This window comes from Kitasatospora sp. NPDC005748 (assembly GCF_040630735.1).
Classification (GTDB): Bacteria; Actinomycetota; Actinomycetes; order Streptomycetales; family Streptomycetaceae; genus Kitasatospora.
On record NZ_JBEXYD010000004.1, the window covers coordinates 187,449 to 205,295 of the forward strand.

18 protein-coding genes are annotated in these 17,847 nt (G+C 75.1%); 8 read left to right on the plus strand and 10 right to left on the minus strand.

The window, feature by feature from the left end:
• Positions 1-66 precede the first annotated feature (66 nt).
• Positions 67-1,668, minus strand: a complete 1,602-nt coding sequence (locus tag ABZ495_RS05370) for a helix-turn-helix domain-containing protein (protein ID WP_359804416.1) — start codon at positions 1,666-1,668, stop codon at positions 67-69.
• A 347-nt stretch (positions 1,669-2,015) separates the two neighbouring features.
• On the opposite strand from ABZ495_RS05370, the gene pruA reads away from it, so the two are divergent.
• The 3 genes from pruA (at position 2,016) to ABZ495_RS05385 (ending at position 5,526) form a co-directional block, all read left to right on the plus strand.
• A complete protein-coding gene (gene pruA / locus ABZ495_RS05375) occupies positions 2,016-3,644 on the plus strand; it encodes an L-glutamate gamma-semialdehyde dehydrogenase (RefSeq protein ID WP_359804415.1) in 1,629 nt (542 codons plus the stop codon).
• A 125-nt stretch (positions 3,645-3,769) separates the two neighbouring features.
• Entirely contained in the window at positions 3,770-4,699 is a 930-nt protein-coding gene (locus ABZ495_RS05380; RefSeq protein WP_359834509.1) for a proline dehydrogenase family protein, read from the plus strand.
• A 137-nt stretch (positions 4,700-4,836) separates the two neighbouring features.
• Entirely contained in the window at positions 4,837-5,526 is a 690-nt protein-coding gene (locus tag ABZ495_RS05385) for an RraA family protein (RefSeq protein ID WP_359834608.1), read from the plus strand.
• An 18-nt stretch (positions 5,527-5,544) separates the two neighbouring features.
• On the opposite strand, the gene ABZ495_RS05390 is transcribed toward ABZ495_RS05385, so the two are convergent.
• The 3 genes from ABZ495_RS05390 to ABZ495_RS05400 form a co-directional block, all read right to left on the minus strand.
• Positions 5,545-6,033, minus strand: coding sequence for a GNAT family N-acetyltransferase (locus ABZ495_RS05390; protein WP_359834510.1), 489 nt, complete (start codon positions 6,031-6,033; stop codon positions 5,545-5,547).
• 78 nt (positions 6,034-6,111) lie between these two features.
• Entirely contained in the window at positions 6,112-7,356 is a 1,245-nt protein-coding gene (locus ABZ495_RS05395) for a TerD family protein (RefSeq protein ID WP_359834610.1), read from the minus strand.
• A 151-nt stretch (positions 7,357-7,507) separates the two neighbouring features.
• Positions 7,508-8,824 (minus strand): hypothetical protein, encoded by a 1,317-nt coding sequence (locus ABZ495_RS05400; RefSeq protein WP_359834512.1) that lies wholly within the window; start codon positions 8,822-8,824, stop codon positions 7,508-7,510.
• 391 nt (positions 8,825-9,215) lie between these two features.
• Here ABZ495_RS05400 and ABZ495_RS05405 point away from each other — a divergent pair, with 391 nt between their 5' ends.
• Entirely contained in the window at positions 9,216-9,716 is a 501-nt protein-coding gene (locus tag ABZ495_RS05405; RefSeq protein ID WP_329490044.1) for an SsgA family sporulation/cell division regulator, read from the plus strand.
• Here ABZ495_RS05405 and ABZ495_RS05410 read toward each other — a convergent pair.
• The gene (locus ABZ495_RS05410; RefSeq protein ID WP_359834514.1) at positions 9,668-11,158 is read right to left on the minus strand and encodes a GAF domain-containing protein; all 1,491 of its coding nucleotides are present in this window, start codon (positions 11,156-11,158) and stop codon (positions 9,668-9,670) included. The two genes, ABZ495_RS05405 and ABZ495_RS05410, sit on opposite strands and share 49 nt — an antisense overlap.
• Positions 11,159-11,591: 433 nt before the next feature.
• A complete protein-coding gene (locus ABZ495_RS05415; protein WP_359804410.1) occupies positions 11,592-12,050 on the minus strand; it encodes a BlaI/MecI/CopY family transcriptional regulator in 459 nt (152 codons plus the stop codon).
• Positions 12,051-12,156: 106 nt separating this feature from the next.
• Here ABZ495_RS05415 and ABZ495_RS05420 point away from each other — a divergent pair, with 106 nt between their 5' ends.
• The 4 genes from ABZ495_RS05420 (at position 12,157) to ABZ495_RS05435 (ending at position 15,564) form a co-directional block, all read left to right on the plus strand.
• Positions 12,157-12,831 (plus strand): VTT domain-containing protein, encoded by a 675-nt coding sequence (locus ABZ495_RS05420; RefSeq protein ID WP_359804409.1) that lies wholly within the window; start codon positions 12,157-12,159, stop codon positions 12,829-12,831.
• Positions 12,828-13,508 carry a phosphatase PAP2 family protein gene (locus ABZ495_RS05425; RefSeq protein WP_359834515.1) on the plus strand — a complete coding sequence of 227 codons (681 nt, stop codon included), beginning with the start codon at positions 12,828-12,830 and terminating at the stop codon, positions 13,506-13,508. Before ABZ495_RS05420 ends, ABZ495_RS05425 begins: the two co-directional genes overlap by 4 nt.
• A 245-nt stretch (positions 13,509-13,753) precedes the next feature.
• On the plus strand, positions 13,754-14,875 hold the full coding sequence (locus ABZ495_RS05430; RefSeq protein WP_359834517.1) for a TIGR03364 family FAD-dependent oxidoreductase: 1,122 nt from the start codon (positions 13,754-13,756) through the stop codon (positions 14,873-14,875).
• Between the two features lie 11 nt (positions 14,876-14,886).
• The gene (locus tag ABZ495_RS05435; protein WP_359834519.1) at positions 14,887-15,564 is read left to right on the plus strand and encodes a phosphonatase-like hydrolase; all 678 of its coding nucleotides are present in this window, start codon (positions 14,887-14,889) and stop codon (positions 15,562-15,564) included.
• A gap of 77 nt (positions 15,565-15,641) precedes the next feature.
• Here the strand turns inward: ABZ495_RS05435 and ABZ495_RS05440 are convergent, their stop codons facing one another.
• The 4 genes from ABZ495_RS05440 to ABZ495_RS05455 form a co-directional block, all read right to left on the minus strand.
• Positions 15,642-16,292, minus strand: a complete 651-nt coding sequence (locus tag ABZ495_RS05440; RefSeq protein WP_359834521.1) for an HAD family hydrolase — start codon at positions 16,290-16,292, stop codon at positions 15,642-15,644.
• Positions 16,293-16,331: 39 nt separating this feature from the next.
• A complete protein-coding gene (locus ABZ495_RS05445; protein ID WP_359834523.1) occupies positions 16,332-16,568 on the minus strand; it encodes a phospholipase domain-containing protein in 237 nt (78 codons plus the stop codon).
• Positions 16,569-16,699: 131 nt separating this feature from the next.
• Positions 16,700-17,020 carry a multidrug efflux SMR transporter gene (locus tag ABZ495_RS05450; protein WP_359834525.1) on the minus strand — a complete coding sequence of 107 codons (321 nt, stop codon included), beginning with the start codon at positions 17,018-17,020 and terminating at the stop codon, positions 16,700-16,702.
• A gap of 6 nt (positions 17,021-17,026) precedes the next feature.
• A complete protein-coding gene (locus tag ABZ495_RS05455; protein ID WP_359834527.1) occupies positions 17,027-17,821 on the minus strand; it encodes an HAD family phosphatase in 795 nt (264 codons plus the stop codon).
• Positions 17,822-17,847: the final 26 nt, after the last annotated feature.

Sequence of the window (17,847 nt, forward strand, 5' to 3'; positions counted from 1 at the left end):
TTCCCGGTCGTGCTTTCCCGATCGTGTTTTCGCGGTCCGGCTTTCCCGAGCCCCCGGACGCGGGCGTCACTCCTCCGGCAGGCGCAGCTGGAGCATGGCCAGCAGGCGCTGCTGCGGCTGCGCGAGGTCGACACCGGTGAGCTGCTCGGCCCGGCGCACCCGGTACCGCAGGGTGTTGGGGTGGATGTGCAGGGCGTCCGCCGCGACCCGGACCTCGCCCAGCGCGTCCAGCCAGGCCAGCACCGACTCCGCGAGCCGGGTGCCGTGCCGGCGGTCGTACGCGGTCAGGGCGGTCAGCCGCGGGTCGCGCAGGCCCGAGCGCTCCTGCAGCAGGGCCAGCATCTCGCTGACCAGGACCTCCGCCTGGACGTCGATCAGTGCGGCGACCTCCAGGTCCACCCCGCCCCGGCCCATGGCGTCCAGGATCCGGTCCGCCTGCGCCCGGGAGTCGGGCACCTGGGCCAGGCCGTCCACCGTGGAGCCGATCGCCGCCCGCAGCGGGACGCCCAGGTGGTCCCGGGCCGCCTCCACCACCTCCTGCGCCCAGTCGCGGACCGTCGTCATCGGCAGGCCGGCCGGCAGCTCGGGCAGCAGCACGTAGACCCGGGACTCGATCGGGGCGAGCAGCGCGCTGCGGTGGCGGGCGGCGGTGTGCACCGAGATCAGGCCGGTCACCTCGGCGCGGGTCAGCGCCTCGGTGGTCGGCGCGCTGTACGCCAGCACGGTGGCGGGCCGGCGCAGGCCCAGGCCCAGGTGGGTGGCGAGCGACTGCGGCCCGGTCGAGCCCTCCAGCAGGCCGGTGAGCAGGGTGCGGGTCAGCCGGACGTCCGCCGACAGCTCCCGCCGCCGCCGGACCAGCTGCGCCGCCGCCACCCGGGCCGCGCCGACCAACGCCTGCTCGGCGAGCGGCGCCAGCGGCTGGGCGCCCTCCTGCACCCAGATTGTCCCGAGCGGCTGGGCGCCGGTCCGGATGCCGATCGCCAGGCGCCGGCGCAGGCCCAGCTCCGGGTGCGGGTCCACCGCGATGGCCGAGTCCGAGGTGCGCAGGTGCTGGAAGATGCCCCACTCGCGCAGCTTGGAGAGGTAGGGCTCGGGGCCCTGCCAGCCGAGGATGGAGAGCCGGCGCAGGTCGTCCACCTCGTCGGAGTCCGAGGAGCGGGAGTAGGCCAGCACCCGGCTGGAGGTGTCCTCGATCGAGACGATGCCGTGGGTGAGCACGGCGACGGTCTGGGCGAGCGAGAAGAGGTCGCCCGCGTTGTGCTCGGGGGCGCCCGCGGCGTCCGCGGTGTCCGGGCCGGCGATGATCGCCCGGGCGAGCGAGTCCAGGTGCTCCCACCGGGTCTCCCGGCGGACCGAGAGCAGCGCCACCCCCGCCTCGGTGGCCGCCTCCCGCAGCGCGTCGGCCTGGCCGGGGCCGTCCAGCTTCACCGCGACCGCGGCGGCGCCCGCCCGGCCGGCCGCGCGCAGCGCGGGGAGGGCGGCCCGGCCCCGGGCGCCGATGGCGAGCACGAGTTCGCCCGGAGCGGCGGTGGGAGGGTCCTCCGGGTCGAGGATCGCGACGTCGCGCACCGCGACGTCCAGGCCCAGCGGGGCGGCCTGGAGCTCGACCAGCGGTTCGCCGAGGGACATCAGCAGCTGACGGAGCGGGAGGCCGGCGGGCTGCGACACCGGAGGCTCCTTCACGCTCGTGCGAACCGGGGCGGATCAGTGCGAGTGGTGCGAACGGACCGTCGAGCATCGTGCGAACGGACCATCGCGTACCGCCGATTTTAGCGGGGCGGACAGGCCTCGGGAGTGGGCGAGCGGCCCGGCCGGCGGCCGGCGGGTCCGGTGGCCCGCCCGGCGGTGGCCGTGACCGCGCCGTGATCCCTTCGTCGGGCCGGACAACGCCGTACGGGGGACTTTAGCCGCCCGGCCAATCAAGTGGAGCCCGGTGCAGGAATAGCGTTCGTCCTGTGGCCGACGTGCGACCCGCGTCGGCATCCCCCGCATGAACCGAAGGAGAGCGTGCGCTCATGGATGCTGTGACCCAGGTCCCCGCGCCGGTGAACGAGCCGGTCCACAGCTACGCCCCCGGCAGCCCCGAACGGGCCCGCCTGGAGGCCAAGCTGAAGGAGCTGGGCGGCCAGGAGCCGGTCCAGCTGACCATGACGATCAACGGTGAGCGCCGCCTCGGCGGCGGCACCGAGATCCACGTCGTCCAGCCGCACAACCACGCGGCGAGGCTCGGAACGCTGCGCAACGCCACCCAGGCCGACGCGCAGGACGCCATCGACGCTGCCCTGGCCGCCGCTCCGGCCTGGCAGGCGCTCTCCTTCGACTCGCGCGCCGCGATCTTCCTCCGGGCCGCCGACCTGCTGGCCGGCCCCTGGCGCGAGACGCTGGCCGCGGCCACCATGCTCGGCCAGTCCAAGACCGCGCAGCAGGCCGAGATCGACACCCCCTGCGAGCTGGTCGACTTCCTGCGCTTCAACGTGCACTTCGCCCGGCAGATCCTGGCTGAGCAGCCGATCTCCTCGGACGGGGTCTGGAACCGCAGCGACCACCGCCCGCTGGAGGGCTTCGTCTACGCGATCACCCCGTTCAACTTCACCGCCATCGCCGGCAACCTGCCGACCGCGCCGGCGCTGATGGGCAACGTGGTGCTCTGGAAGCCCTCCCCGACCCAGCAGTTCTCCGCGCACCTGCTGATGCAGCTGCTGGAGGAGGCCGGGCTGCCCAAGGGCGTCATCAACATGGTGACCGGCGACGGCCTGGACGTCTCCGCCGTCGCGCTGAAGCACCCGGCGCTGGCCGGCATCCACTTCACCGGCTCCACCCCGACCTTCCAGCACCTGTGGCGCACGGTCGGCGAGAACATCTCCGGCTACCGCACCTACCCGCGGATCGTCGGCGAGACCGGCGGCAAGGACTTCCTGGTCGCCCACCCGTCCGCCGACCCGGCCGTGCTGAAGACCGCGATGACCCGCGGCGCCTTCGAGTTCCAGGGCCAGAAGTGCTCGGCGCTCTCCCGCGCCTACGTCCCGGCCTCGCTCTGGGCCGGCCTCAAGGACGCCTTCCGCGACGAGGTCGAGGGCCTCACCATGGGCGACGTCAACGACCTGTCGAACTTCATGTCGGCCGTCATCGACGACCGCGCTTTCGCCAAGAACAAGGCCGCGATCGACCGGGCCCGGGCGGACGACTCCGTCGAGGTGCTGGCCGGCGGCACGTACGACGACTCGGTGGGCTACTTCGTCCGCCCGACCGTGCTGGTCTGCGCGGACCCGGCGAGCGAGTACTTCAAGGACGAGTACTTCGGCCCGATCCTCGCCGTCCACGTCTACGAGGACGAGAAGTACGAGGAGATGCTGGCCCAGATGGAGTCGGTGTCGCCCTACGGCCTGACCGGCTCGATCATCTCCCAGGACCGCGCGGCCGCCCAGGACGCGATGCACAAGCTGCGGTTCGCGGCCGGCAACTTCTACATCAACGACAAGCCGACCGGCGCGGTCGTCGGCCAGCAGCCCTTCGGCGGCGGCCGGGCGTCCGGGACCAACGACAAGGCCGGCGCCAAGCAGAACCTGGCGCGCTGGACCTCGACCCGTTCGGTCAAGGAGACCTTCGTCCCGCCGACCGACTACCGCTACCCGCACATGGGCTGAGTGCCCCGCCGACGCCCGGTCCCGCAGCCGGGTGTCCCCGCGGGGGCGGGCGGCCCCACCCCCTGGCCGCCCGCCCCCGCCACCCCCTTCTGCCACCCTTAGAAGCACCAGCTCCAGGAGTCACGATGCTCCGTTCCGCCCTTCTCGCGGCCTCCCGCTCCCCGCAGGTCCGCACCGTCGTCGAGAAGTTCCCGCCGACCCACGCGATAGTCGAGCGGTTCGTCGCCGGCGAGGCCCTCGACGACGCCGTCACCGCCTGCGACGACCTGGTCGCCACCGGCCGCAAGGTCACCCTGGACCACCTCGGTGAGGACACCAAGGACGCTGCCCAGGCCGCCGGGACCGCCGAGGCGTACGAGCACCTGCTCGCCGCGCTCAAGGACACCGGCCTGGCGGCCGGCGCCGAGGTCTCGGTGAAGCTGTCGGCCGTCGGCCAGTTCCTGCCGGTGGACGGCGAGAAGATCGCGCTGGAGAACGCCCGCCGGATCTGCGAGGCGGCCGCCGACGCGGGCACCACGGTGACCCTCGACATGGAGGACCACACCACCACGGACTCCACCCTCGCCATCGCGCGGGAGCTGCGGGCCGACTTCCCCTGGCTGGGCGTCGTGCTCCAGGCCTACCTGCGCCGCACCGAGGCCGACTGCCGCGAGTTCTCCGGCCCCGGCTCCCGCGTGCGGCTCTGCAAGGGCGCCTACAAGGAGCCCGAGTCGGTGGCCTTCCAGGGCAAGCCCGAGGTGGACCTCGCGTACGTCCGCGCGCTGAAGATCCTGATGGCCGGCGAGGGCTACCCGATGATCGCCTCGCACGACCCCAACATGATCAAGATCGCCGGCCAGCTCGCCCAGTGGAACGGCCGCGAGCGCGACTCCTTCGAGTACCAGATGCTGTTCGGCATCCGCCCCGAGGAGCAGCTGCGCCTGGCCGGTGAGGGCAACACCATGCGGGTGTACCTGCCGTACGGCGAGGAGTGGTACGGCTACTTCATGCGCCGCCTCGCCGAGCGCCCGGCCAACCTGACCTTCTTCCTGCGGGCCATGGCGACCCGCGGCTGAGGCCCCTGCTGTACGGACGGCCCGCACCCCTTGTGGAAGGGGGGTGCGGGCCGTCCGTCGTCGGGGGCGGCGGGGCGGCCTAGGATCGGGGGCGGTGAAGTGTGGTCGGGTCGCGTCGAGTTGGGCAGGTGGCTGAGGTGCTGAAGGCCTTCGCGGAGTTGTCGACGCCGTTGGTGGCGGATGCGTGTGTGCGGGTGGGGGTGGGGTTGCGGGTGGCGCCGGCGGGGGTCGGGCCGGTGGTGGCGGGGCGGGTCGCGGGGCGGGTGCTGCCGGTGCGGCACTACGGGAGCGTGGACGTGTTCCTGGAGGCGTTCGGCGCGGCCGAGCCCGGGGACGTGCTGGTCGTCGACAACGGCGGGCGGGTCGACGAGGCATGCGTCGGGGACCTCGCGGTGCTGGAGGCGAAGGCCGTCGGGGTGGCCGGGGTGGTGGTGTGGGGCCTGCACCGGGACACGCCGGAGCTGGTGGAGATCGGGCTGCCGCTGTTCAGCTACGGCGCGCTGCCGCTGGGCCCGTTGCGGCTCGACGAGCGGGAGCCGGAGGCGCTGGTCACCGCCCGGTTCGGGACGCACCTGGTGAGCGCCGGGGACGTGGTGTTCGGGGACGCCGACGGCGTGCTGTTCGTGCCGGCCGCCCGGGTCGACGAGGTGCTGGAGGTGGCGGGCGGGATCGCGCGGACGGAGCGCGCGCAGGCCGAGCGGATCCGCTCGGGCGACACGCTGCGCCGGCAGACCGCGTTCGACGACTACCTGGTGCGGCGGGCCGCCGATCCGTCGTACAGCTTCCGGCAGCACCTGCGGAGGGTCGGCGGCGCGATCGAGGAGTAGTGGGCGGCGGGCCGGAGTTCAGAGCGCGCGGTGCATGACGTGCAGGCCGACGTACCCGTGGACGGGGTGGCGGAAGCCCTCGGGGAGGGTGCCCAGGATCTCGAAGCCGAGCGACCGGTACAGCCCCACCGCGCGCTCGTTGCTCGCCACCACGGCGTTGAATTGCATGGCGCGGTAGCCCGCCGCACGCGCCCAGTCCAGGGTGTACTCGGTGAGCGCACGCCCGACGCCCCGGCCGGAGTGCGCCGGGTCGACCATGTAGCTGGCGCTCGCGATGTGCGAGCCGTTGCCCTGGTGGTTGCGGTTCATCTTGGCGCTGCCGAGGACGGTGCCGTCCTCGGCGACCGCGACCACGGTGCGGCTCGGGGCGGGGAGGAGCCACCACTCACGGCCCTGCTCGAAGGTCAGGTCGAGCGGGTAGGTGAACGTCTCGCCCGCGGCGGCGATGACGTGGAAGAACGGCCAGATGGACGGCCAGTCCTCGGGGGTGGCTTCCCTGATCAACATCCGGACAGGATGGCACGCCGACCGGCCTCCGGCCAGCGGTTTTCGGGTGCCCGGGCGGGGGCCCGGGCACCCGGGAGGTCAGAGCATCGAGGCGGCGGGCTTGACCATGGCGCGGGCGGTCTTGGCGTCCACGTACTCGCCGATCGCGGTCATCACCCACTCGCCGGAGTACTGGCGGACCAGCTTGCACATCACCACGCCGGTGTGCGGCTCGGACTGGGTGAGGTCGAAGCGGACCAGCTCCTGGTCCGAACCGGCGTCCACCAGGCGGCAGTAGGCGTTCTTGACGTCGGTGAACTTCTGGCCGGAGAAGGAGTTGACCACGAAGACCAGGCCGCAGACCTCGGGCGGCAGGCCGTCCAGGTGGACGGTGATCGACTCGTCGTCACCGCCGCCCGCGCCCGTGAGGTTGTCGCCGGAGTGGGCGACGGCGCCGTTGAAGATCCCCAGCTTCATGAACCAGGCGGTGTCCAGCTTCTCCCGCTTGGCGTCGAAGGCGATGCAGGAGGCATCCAGGTCGATGTTGCGGCCGCGGCCGGCGGGCTCCCAGCCGAGTCCCATCCGGACGGAGGAGAGGAAGGGCTTGCCGTTCTTCTCCAGGGAGACCGAGCCGCCCTTGGTGAGGTTCACCCGGCCCTTGTCCAGGGTGATCTTGGTGAGGGCCGGCGGGGCGGCGGGCGCCGCGGGCGGGGCCGGCGGCATCGGGGGAGCGCTCTGCGGCAGCGGCGGGGCGACCGGGGCGACCGGGGCCGGGGCGGGAGCCGGAGCCGGGGCCGGGGCGGTGACCGGCGGGGCGGCCGGGGTGGCGGTGGCGGCCGCCGGGGCGGGCTCGTCCTCCACGGTGACGCCGAAGTCGGTGGCGATGCCGGCCAGGCCGTTGGCGTAGCCCTGGCCGACCGCCCGGACCTTCCAGGCGCCGCCGCGCTGGTAGACCTCGACCACGATCAGCGCGGTCTCGCGGCCCAGCTGGGGAGCGGTGAAGGTGACCAGGACCTGGCCGGAGTCGGCGTCCCGGACCGTCGCGGTCGGCTCGATGCCGGCGAAGGTGGCGCCGGCCTCGTCGGGGCTCGCCGTGACGACGATCTTGGTGATGCCGGCCGGGACGGCGGCGGTGTCGATGGTGATCGCGTCCGGGGTCCCGCCGGAGGCCGGGCGGTGGGTGACACCGGGGCCGTGCGGGGCGTTGAAGAACACGAAGTCGGCGTCCGAGCGGACCTTTCCGGCCTCGGTCAGCAGCAGGCCGGAGACGTCCAGCGCCTTGGGTGCGGTGACCTCGACGGTCACCCGCGCGGCGGTCAGCGGGGCGTTGCCGCCTTGGGTCAGGACCGTGGACACGAACTCCTCCTCGGATGCGGTGGCACGGCGTGCGGGACCCGAGTCGGGGCGCCGTGCCGAGTGGTACCCACAGTAACGAACGGGGTTGTCGAGACGAGCCCGATCAAGGCGGTGACCTGTCGGGTTGTCGGACGGTCGGTCAGCTCGGTCCGACGGCGAACGCTCCCAGCGCGGCGACGGCCCGCGGGTGGTGGATGCCGAACGCCGAGGCGCTCCAGCTCTCGGCCGGGGCGGCCTTGCCGGGGCCGGTGGGCACGCTCTCCCCGCGCCCCGGTGCGGCCGGTGCGGGCGCGGCACCGGGGACGCCGGTGGCGGGCGCCTCGGTGGCGGGCGCCCCGGTGCCCGGCGTCTCGGCCGGGCGGGTGTGCCGGACACCGAAGGTGTAGCGGCCGGGCGGGACGTCGGTGCCGGGCGGGGTGGTGAAGCGGTAGACCAGGGTGCCGCGTTCGTGGTGGGTGGTGACCGCGGCGCCGGCCAGGTCGGTCCAGGCGGTGCCGGAGGGGGCGGTGGCGTCCGGTGCCGGACCGCCCGGGGCCGCCGCGTCCGGCGCGAGCCGGAGTTCGGCCTGCAGCGCGGTGAGCGGCTCGGTGACGGTCAGGGTGAGGACGTGCCGGGTGCCGTCGCGGCCGAGCGACTGGACCAGTGCGGCGCCGGTGAGCGCGTGGTCGGCCGTGTCGTCGGGGTCGCCCGGGCCCGGGGCGGTACCGCCGGTCGGGTCCTTGGGGACGGTGGTCGGGTCCTGCGCGCCGGGCGGCAGGCCGGTCCAGCCGTCGGTGGGCGGCCGGACGCCGGGCGCGCCGGGCGCGGGCGCGGGGGCGAGCGGCTTGGGCGGCTCGGGCGATCGGGCCGCGAGCGGTTGGCCGGACTCCACGGGCTCGGGCCGCTGGTAGGACGGCCCGTCGGTGGGCGGCGGCGCGGTGGCGGCGGTCAGGCCGTCCTGCTGCGGGGAGGGGCCGAGGGCCTGGGACGACGGGGTGTCGGAGGCGCTCCGGCCGCCGGTCCGGCCCTCGGCGAGCGGCACGGCCGAGCCCGGCGCGGGCGAGCGGGGTGCCGGGACGCCGGAGACGGGCGGGTGCGAGGCGTGCGACTCGGACGTGGCGGGGCCGGCGGGGCGGACGGAGGGCCGCCCGGACGGCAGCGGCGCGGCCGGCGCCTGCGAGGAGTCGGGCGCGGAGGCGGCGTCGGCCCGGTCGGCGCCGGGGGTGGGCGGCGGGCTCGACCCGACCTGGGCCACTCCGGCGCGGCGTCCGACGCCCTGCTGCTCGTGGAGCAGCCAGGTGGTGGCGATGCTGATGCCGACCACGGTGGACATCGCCATCGCGGCGCCGGAGAACCGCAGGGTGGGCAGCCGGAGCCGGCCCCCGAACGGCTTGGGCCGGCCGTGCCGGCCGTGCCGCTCGCGCGGCAAGTCGCGCTCGTGCCGCGCGTCCGGCCCGATCTCCTCGCGCAGAGCCACCCGACCCTCCCTCCCCGAAGCCGTCGCTGAGTCGCCGCATTCTCCCATGCGCTGCCGACAGGCCCGAATCGCCGTCATGGGCGGACTGCCGCCGGTTCACCCGGGTTCGTCCGGGGTCGCTCGTGCGGGTCCGCCGGTGGACGCGCAGGAGCCCGCGCCGGCAGGGGGACGAGCGTACCAGCGGCCGCCCGGGCCCTGGCCAGCCCTCGTGCGGGATCGATCAACTCCGTGGACGGCCTTTCCCCGAACGGAAGTTGACGGTCCGTCTGACAAGGCCCGCGCGGCCCGGGCCGTCGGTGCGCGGATTATTGCAACCTCCTTGCAACCCTTGCCGGTCCGGGCTCCGGTGGCGCAAGGTGGGGGAATCCCACGCCGTCCCGGAGAGCCCGTCATGCCGTCCGACCCGTTGTCAGCACCCTCCAGTGCCCCTCTCGCCGCCACCCCCACGGGCGGCGATGAGGCAGGCTCCACCGCCGCTCCGGCGGCGGTGGAGGAGGTGCTGACACTGCGGATCTCGCTGGGCGAGGAAGTCGTCGGCGAGGTGCGGACGCGATTCCGGTTCGATGCCGAGCGTCCGTACGAGGTACTGCTGACGTTCCATCTGGGGCGGCCGGACGAGGCCGATTGGGTGTTCTCGCGTGATCTGCTGCGCGACGGCCTGCGCTCGCTGAGCGGCCAGGGCGACGTCAAGCTGTGGCCGGCCTACTGTCCGTGCCACGGCTCGACGTTGCACCTGGCCCTCGAATCCCCCCACGGCAGTGCCCTGTTGGAGGTCTCCAAGCCCAGGGTTCAGGCGTGGCTGGACCGGACGTACGCGCTGGTCTCCGAGGAGGCCGAGCAGGCCTACGGCCCGACCGACGCCCAGTTGTCCGCGTTGCTGGCCGGCGGCTGAGGCCGGGACGCCGGGGCGACGTCGTCGCCCGGGGTGCGCGGGGCCGGCAGCGGGGGACCGCCCGGCAGCCGGACGGCACCCGCGGCCAGAGCCGCCCGCAACCGGCGCACGGCCGGCGCGGAGGAGACCGGCAGCAGGTCGTACGGGTCGTCCGGTCCGTCCACGGTGACCAGGACCGAATCGGCGAACCGGTACGGCCGGTGGGCCAGCAGGCCGCCCAAGTAGCGCCGCAGCCGGGAGAGTTCGGCGCGGACCGTCACCGTCCGGGCCGGGTCGCCGAAGAGCGCGTCGGCGAGCTGCGCCGCGCTGTGCCCGGAGCGCTCGGTGGCGAGCAGCAGCAGCAGTTCGGCGTGGCGCGGGCTGAGCGCGTGCGACCAGCTGCCGGCGGCGCCGCGCACCGACAGCTCGGGGCGGTCCGGCCGGCGCAGGTCGAGCCGGAGCCGGGCGCCCTCGGCCTGTTCGGCGGTCACCGCGGCGACGCCGTCGGCCGTCCGTTCGTCTCCCAGCGGCCGGACCAGCCAGCCGTCGGCGAGCGGCTCGACGGAGCACTCGCCGATGCCGGGCAGCCAGTGCACCGCGGCCGGGCTCCAGCCCTCGGCGGGCAGCCGCAGCCGGACCGGTGGCGGCAGGCCGGCCGCGCAGGCGATCCAGCCGGCCGCGTCGACCACCAGGGCCGGGCCGTCCACCCGGGCCAGGAGCGGGGCGGCCAGGGTGCGCAGGTGGTGCAGCGACTCCAGGCGGCGGGCGCGCAGTTCGGTTTCGGCGAGCCGGGCGGCGGTGGCGGTCAGCTGCAGCAGGTACGGGCGGACGTTGCCGGCCGGGCCGCTGAGGTTGATGGCGCCGACCAGCCGGCCGGTGCCCGGGTCGTGCACGGGGGCGGCGACGCAGGTCCAGGAGTGGTGGCTGCGCAGGTAGTGCTCGGCGGAGTGGACCTGCATCGGCCGCTGGGCGCGCAGGGCGGAGGCGATGCCGTTGGTGCCGACGCTCTCCTCGATCCAGCGGGCGCCGGTGAGGAACCCGATCCGGTCGGCGCTGCGGCGCAGGCTGCGCTCGCCCTCCTGCCAGAGGATGTGGCCCTCGGCGTCGGCGATGGCGAGGATCAGCGGGACGTGGTCGGCCGGGGCGAGCAGGGTGTCACGCAGCACCGGCAGCAGGATGTCGAGGCCGCTGGCGCGGCGGCGGTGCTCGACCTCGGCCGGCCCCAGGTGGACGGTGGCGGCGCCGGCGTCCGGGTCCAGGCCGAGGCGGCGCAGCCGGGCCCAGGAGTCGCCGATCTCCGGGCGGGGCCCGGGCAGCGGGTCGGTGCCTCCCGGGCCGGCCTCCCGGGCCGGTCCGTGGGTGACGGGTTCGGCCAGGGCGCGGTCGTGCAGCCTGGCGAGCTCCGCCGGGCTCGACGGACTTCGGGGCTCTGGCCGTCGGTTCTGCCGTCCGGTCTGCCGCACTCGGTTTGCTCCTCGCCGCCGATCGAGGGCGCGTCGGGGCCGACGCGCTGACGAAAGCGTACGGGGGCCGCCCGGTCCTGGGGACGGGGTCGGCCAACTAGGGCCGGTCACCGGTATCAGAGTGGACATGCCAACAAGTTATGAGTGCCGCGCGGCCGAAAATCGACCACCGGGGCGGTGCGGTCCGGGGGAGTGGGGCAGGGCGCGGGCCCGGACGCGGAGGGCTCGGAGGTGGGGGCGCGGAGGTGGTGCGCGAGGGCGTGCGGGCGGCGGGTCTCCCGGGCAGCCTCGGTGCGCGCTCGGCGCATGGAGGCGCGCGGGGGGCGCATGTCCACATGCTGGTCGGCGGGGCGGCGGGGCGGCGGGTCGGCGGGGCGGCGGGGCGGCCGGACGGCGAGGAAGGGCAGCGGCAGCGGCACCCGGACGGTCAGGATCACGGGGTGACCGGCCCGGTGGCGCCCCTCGGGCCCGCGCTCCCGTCCGGGGGTCCGCCCCCGCCGGTGGCGGCCCCGGCGCCGGTACCGTCGCCGCCGCCGAGGAGCTCGCGCAGCAGCCGCTCGTCCTCGCCGGAGAGGTCGGAGACGAAGCGGGCCAGCACGGTGGACCGGTCCGCCTCCCGCCCCAGCTCGGTGTGCATCCGGCGGGCGGCGAGCCCGGCCCGGTCCTGGACGGTCGGGGTGTACGCGTAGGCGCGCCCCGCCCGGGTGCGTTCCACGGTGCCCTTGTCGTGCAGCCGGGCCAGGATCGTGGCGACGGTGGTCCGCGCGAGGCCGCGGCCGAGGGCCGCCTGGACGTCCTGCGGCGTCAGCGGCTCGCGGGCGGCCCAGAGGGCGGCCAGCACCTCGGCCTCCAGCTCCCCGGCGGGCCGGCGGGCCGGCGGTACGTCGGACATGGCGGCGGTTCCTCCCCGATTCGTCTACAGTCATGTAGACCGTCTACGGCACTGTAGACGATCGAGGGCGGCCGCGCCGCCCTCCCGTACGGGAGGTCCGCCGGCCTTGTTCCAGTCGTCCGCCACTCCGGCCGTTCACGCCCTCGCGGTGAACCCGCTGGACGCCTCGTCGCTGCTCGCCGCCTTCGGGGCGCTCGGGATCGCCGTCGTGCTCTTCGCCGAGACCGGGCTGCTCGTCGGGTTCTTCCTGCCCGGCGACTCGCTGCTGTTCACCGCCGGTCTGCTCTGCGCCCCCGGCGGCGCCGACGGCCCGCGGCTGGAGCTCTCCCAGGTCCTGCCGGCCGCCCTGGCCGGTGCGCTGATCGGCGCCCAGGTCGGTTTCCTGATCGGCCGGCGCGGTGGCCGCGCGCTGCTGCGGCGGACCGAGCGGAAGAGCCTGCGGCGCGGGGCCGAGCGGGCCGAGGAACTGCTCGTCAGGTACGGGTACGGCAAGGCGATCGTGCTCGGCCGCTTCATCCCGGTGGTCCGGACGGTGCTCAACCCGCTCTGCGGCGTGCTGGAGGTGCCGGTGCGCACGTTCACCCTCTGGCAGGTGGTGGGCGGCGTGGTCTGGACCGTCGGCGTGGTGCTGGCCGGGTACGCGCTCGGCTCCTCGGTGCCTGATATCGACCGTTACCTCCTCCCCATCATCGGTCTGGTAGTAGTTGTCTCCGTGATCCCGATCGTTCTGGAAATGTTCCGCGCCCGGAGGGCCCGGCGCCGTGGCGGTGACACCCGGTGACGCCCTCCCGTGCGCTGGCCGTCTACGACGGCAGCGGCATCGACGGCGGCCTCTACAGCCGGGTGATCGGGTGGGCGGACGCCGCGCCCGCCTGGCTGGACCAGGTGATCCGGATCTGGTCCGCGCTGGGGCTGGGGCTGTTCGCCGTCGTCATGCTCCGGGCGTGGTGGCGGGCCCGCGATGCCGGCCCGGCGGTGATGGCGCGGGTGCTGGCCTCGCCGCTGATCGTGGTCGTCGCCTTCGTCCTGAACTCCGGGTTCAAGAGCGTGGTCGAGGAGGTGCGTCCGTGCACCCAGCTGGGTGTGTCCGGCACGCTGGAGACCTGTCCCGGCGCCGGTGACTGGTCCTTCCCGAGCAACCACACCGTGATCGCCTTCGCCGCCGCGACCGCGCTCTGGTTCGCGGACCGGCGGCTGGGCGCGTTCGCGGTGGCCGCCGCCGCACTGATGGGCGCCTCCCGGGTCTGGGTCGGCGTCCACTACCCGCACGACGTACTGGTCGGTGCGCTGGTCGGCGTTCTGACGGCGGCCGCGCTCGCGCTGGCCGCCGGCCGGGCCGCACCGCTGGTCGACCGGGCCCGCCGGGGCGCGCTGCGGCCGCTGCTGGGCGCGGGCGACGTCGCGCCGGCGGCCGGCGGCGGGCCGTCACCGGCGACCCAGCGGCGCCGGGTTCCGTGACCTGCCCGGTCCTTGTGCGGCCGGGGTGGCGGGGAGAGCGGGCGAGCCGGGCGCGGGCCCTTCGGACGGGCCCCCGCCTGCGGGCGAGCGTGGTGCGCTGACCCGGCCTCCCGCCGACGGGCCCGGCCGGGGTGGGCACGGCCCGGCCCGCCTGAGCGGTGTTGGCTGTACAACTTTTCGGTCGGTTCACCTGCGCGCCGCCGTTCGGACTCCCCTCGGCCACCTCGCGGCATCAGCCTGGCCGCATGAGAGTCATCGTCGTAGGAGCAGGCGTGCTCGGCAGCATGCACGCCTGGCAGGCCGTCGAGCGCGGCCACGAGGTCGTCCACCTGGAGCGCGAGTCCGAGGCGCGCGGCGCCTCGGTGCGCAACTTCGGGCTGGTCTGGGTCAGCGGCCGGTCGGGCGGTGAGGAACTGGACACCGCGCTGCGCGCCCGCGAACTGTGGGAGGAGATCGGCGCGAGGGTGCCCGAGCTCGGCTTCCGGGCCAACGGCTCGCTCACCGCGATCCGCACCGAGGCCGAACTCGCCGTCGCCGAACAGGCGCTGACCCGGGCGGACGCCGCCGCGCGCGGCTACCGGCTGCTCGACGCGGCCGAGACCAGAGCCGCCAACCCGGCCCTGCGCGGCAAGCTGCTCGGCGCGCTGCGGTGCGACCGGGACGCCGCCGTCGAGCCGCGCACCGCCCAGCCCGCGCTGCGCGCCGCACTGCTGGCCGGCGGCCGGTACACCTTCCTCCCCGGGCGGGAGGTCCGCGAGGTGATCGGTGAGAACGCCGTCCGCGACGACCACGGCGACGTCCACACCGGTGACCTGGTGATCCTCTGCACCGGCGCCTGGCTGGGCGGGCTGGTGCGCGAGCTGGCGCCCGAGCTGCCCGTCCGCAGGGTGCGGCTGCAGATGATGCAGACCGACCCGCTCGGCGAGGAGCTCACCACCTCGGTCGCCGACGGCGACAGCTTCCGCTACTACCCCGCCTTCGCCGGTGACGCGCTGGAGCGGCTGAAGGCCGCGCAGCCGCAGCCGCCGGTCGCCGCCGAGCACAAGATGCAGCTGCTGATGGTCCAGCGCAAGGACGGCGGCCTCACCATCGGCGACACCCACGAGTACGACCACCCGTTCGGCTTCGACGTCGTCGAGGACCCGTACGACCACCTGGTCGGCGTGGCCGAGGAGCTGCTCGGCCGGCCGCTGCCCCGGGTGCGCCGCCGCTGGGCCGGGGTGTACGCGCAGTGCGTGGACACCACCCGGGTGGTCCACCGGGAGCGGGTCCGGGAGGCCGTCTGGCTGGTCACCGGTCCCGGTGGCCGCGGCATGACCTGCTCGCCGGCCATCGCCGAGACCACCGCCGAACTCGCCAACCTGTGAGGAATGTGAACATGTCCGCTGACATCCGCCTGGTCGTCCTCGACATGGCCGGCACCACCGTCGCCGACGACGGCCTGGTCGAGCAGGCCTTCCGGGCCGCCGCCGGTTCGCTCGGCGTCGAGGCCGGCAGCCCCGAGCACGCCCGCATGCTGCAGCACGTCCGGCTCACCATGGGCGAGTCCAAGATCTCCGTCTTCCGCCACCTGTTCGGCGCGGAGGAGAACGCGCAGGCCGCCAACACCGCCTTCGAGGCCGCCTACCACGACCTCGTCGACGCGGGGCACTGCGCCGCGCTGCCGGGCGCGGCCGAGGCCATCGCCGAACTCCGGGGCCAGGGCCGCAAGGTGGTCCTCACCACCGGCTTCTCCCGGGCCACCCAGGACCGGATCCTGCGGGCACTCGGCTGGGAGTCGATCGCCGACCTCACCCTCTGCCCGGCCGAGGCCGGCCGCGGCCGCCCGTACCCGGACCTGGCGCTCACCGCCCTGCTGCGGACCTCCACCGACTCCGTCCGCCAGATGGCCGTCGCCGGGGACACCGGCTACGACATGCTGACCGGCACCCGGGCCGGCGCCTCGGTGGTGGCCGGTGTGCTGACCGGGGCCCACGACGAGGCCCGGCTGCGGGCCGACGGCGCGACGCACGTCCTGAAGTCGATCGCCGACCTGCCGGGCGTCCTCGCGGGCTGAGCGTGCGACGGCCGGGCGGGGTGCGCCGACCCGCCCGGCCGGCTTCTCCTCGGGGTGATCCCGCGGTGGGCCCGGGCTCAGTGGGCGGCGAGCAGGCCGGGCAGTTCGCGCATGTCGTGGAAGACGACGGTGCCGGGGCCCGCGAGCCGCTCGGCGGGGGTCAGGCCGCCGGCGTAGCCGAAGGCGCGCATGCCGGCGGCGCGGGCGGCCTCGACACCGGGGCGGCTGTCCTCGACCACCGCGCAGGCGGCCGGGTCGACGCCCGACCGCCGGGCGGCGTGCAGGAAGAGGTCCGGCGCGGGCTTGCCGCGGTCGACCTCGGTGGCACTGAAGATCCGGCCCGCGAAGTGCTCGTAGAGGCCGGTGCGGCCCAGGGTGTGACGCATCTTCTCGTGCGAGCCGCTGGAGGCGACGCAGGTCGGCAGGGTGAGGGCGGCCAGCGCCTCGGGGAGCCCGTCGACCGGGGCCAGCCCGGCGTCCACCTGCTCGCGGTGGAGCTGCTCGAAACGATTGCTCCAGAGCGCCGCGGTGGCCTCCCCGAGCCGGGCGGCGACCTGCTCGCCGATCGAGGCGTGGGAGCGCCCGATGAACCGCTCGACCACCTCCGCCTCGGTGAGCGGCCAGCCCAGCTCAGCGCCCAGGGTGACCTGGACGCGGGCCGCGATGCGCTCGCTGTCGACCAGCACGCCGTCGCAGTCGAAAATCACCAGTTCTATCGGCTTGATCATCCCCGCAGGATAGGGGGCGCCTTCGCCCGCCGGGGCGGGTCAGTGCAGGGTGCCCGCGTGGCGCTGGGTGGAGCGGGTGGGGGTGGGGGTGGGGGCGGTGACGGTGAGGTCGTGGCGGCGGACGAAGCCGTCGGGGCCGTGGACGGTGAAGTCGTACCGGCCGTCGGTGGTGGCGGCGTCCCAGGTGCGGGTACGGGTGGCGCCGGGGGCGACGGTGGAGGGCGGGCCGGCGAAGGCGTACACGATGTCGGGGCGGACGCTGTCGGGAAGGGGCACAACTCGCCGTTGGTTGCTGGCCGTTGCCGAGCGGGGGAGTCGCATCCGGCGCGCCCGGCACCCGCGTCGCGGCTACGGCGAAGAGCCACGGCGCCCGCCCCGCCGCCGTGCGCGCGGGGCGGGCGGGCGGCTCAGTGGGTGCCCTTCAGGTTGAGCACCACCACGCCGACGATGATCAGGGCCAGGCCGAGACACTGGAGCCGGCCCAGCGACTCGCCGAAGGCGATCACGCCGATGCCCGCCACGGCGGCCGTACCGGCGCCGGACCAAACGGCGTAGGCGACCGAGACCGGTATGTGCTTCAGGGCCCTGCCGAGCAGGGCGAAGGAGAGCACGTAGCCGACGGCGACGCCGAGGCTCGGCCAGAGGCGGGTGAAGCCCTCGGTGAGCTTGAGGGCGCTGGTGGCGCAGACCTCACTGACGATGGCGAGGGCGAGCAGGAGATAGGGCATGGCCGGTCACACCGCGGGTGCGGCGCCGAGCTTCCCCAGCAGCGCGAGGTCGGCGTTCACCAGGCTGTCCAGCAGGGTGACGCGCGATCCCCGGGGGATGGGCGTGGCGGTCGAGGGGACGGCGAGCACCGCGCAGCCCGCGGCGGCGGCCGAGGCGACGCCGGTCGGGGTGTCCTCGACGGCCACGCAGTCCGTCGGGTCGAGGCCCAGCCGCTCGGCGGCGGCGAGGTAGGGGTCGGGCGCGGGCTTGGTGCGCGGGGTGTCCTCGGCAGCCAGCGTCACGGCGAACCAGTCGCGGCCGATGGTGGCCAGCACGAGGTCGACCACCCGGCGCGGGGAGGCCGACACCAGCGCGGTGGGCACCCGGGCGTCCCGGAGCTCGGCGAGCAGGGCGAGCGCCCCCGGCCGCGGGACGGTCTGCGCGGCGACCTTGCCGGCGAAGGACTCGCCGAGGCGGTCGGCGAGTTCTGCCTCGCTGAGGCTGGTGCCGCTGACCCGGTGCAGATGGGCGGCGGTGTGCTCGATGGCCTGGCCGAGCACCTCGGGCGCGTCCTGGTCGGTGAGCGGATGGCGCAGCTCGTCGGCGAGTTCGGCGGCGGCCTGCCACCAGAGGTGCTCGGTGTCGACGAGGGTGCCGTCCATGTCGAACAGGACGGCGGCGGGCGCGGCGGATCCGGGCTTCGCCGGGTCGGCCTTCGTGGGGTCGGCCTTCGCGGGGTCGGCCTTCGTGGGGTCGGGCTGTGCGGAATCGGGCAGTGCGGAACCCGGCTGTGCGGAATCGGGCTGAGCGGTATCAGGCATGGCGGTACCTTCGGTGGTTCGTCGGA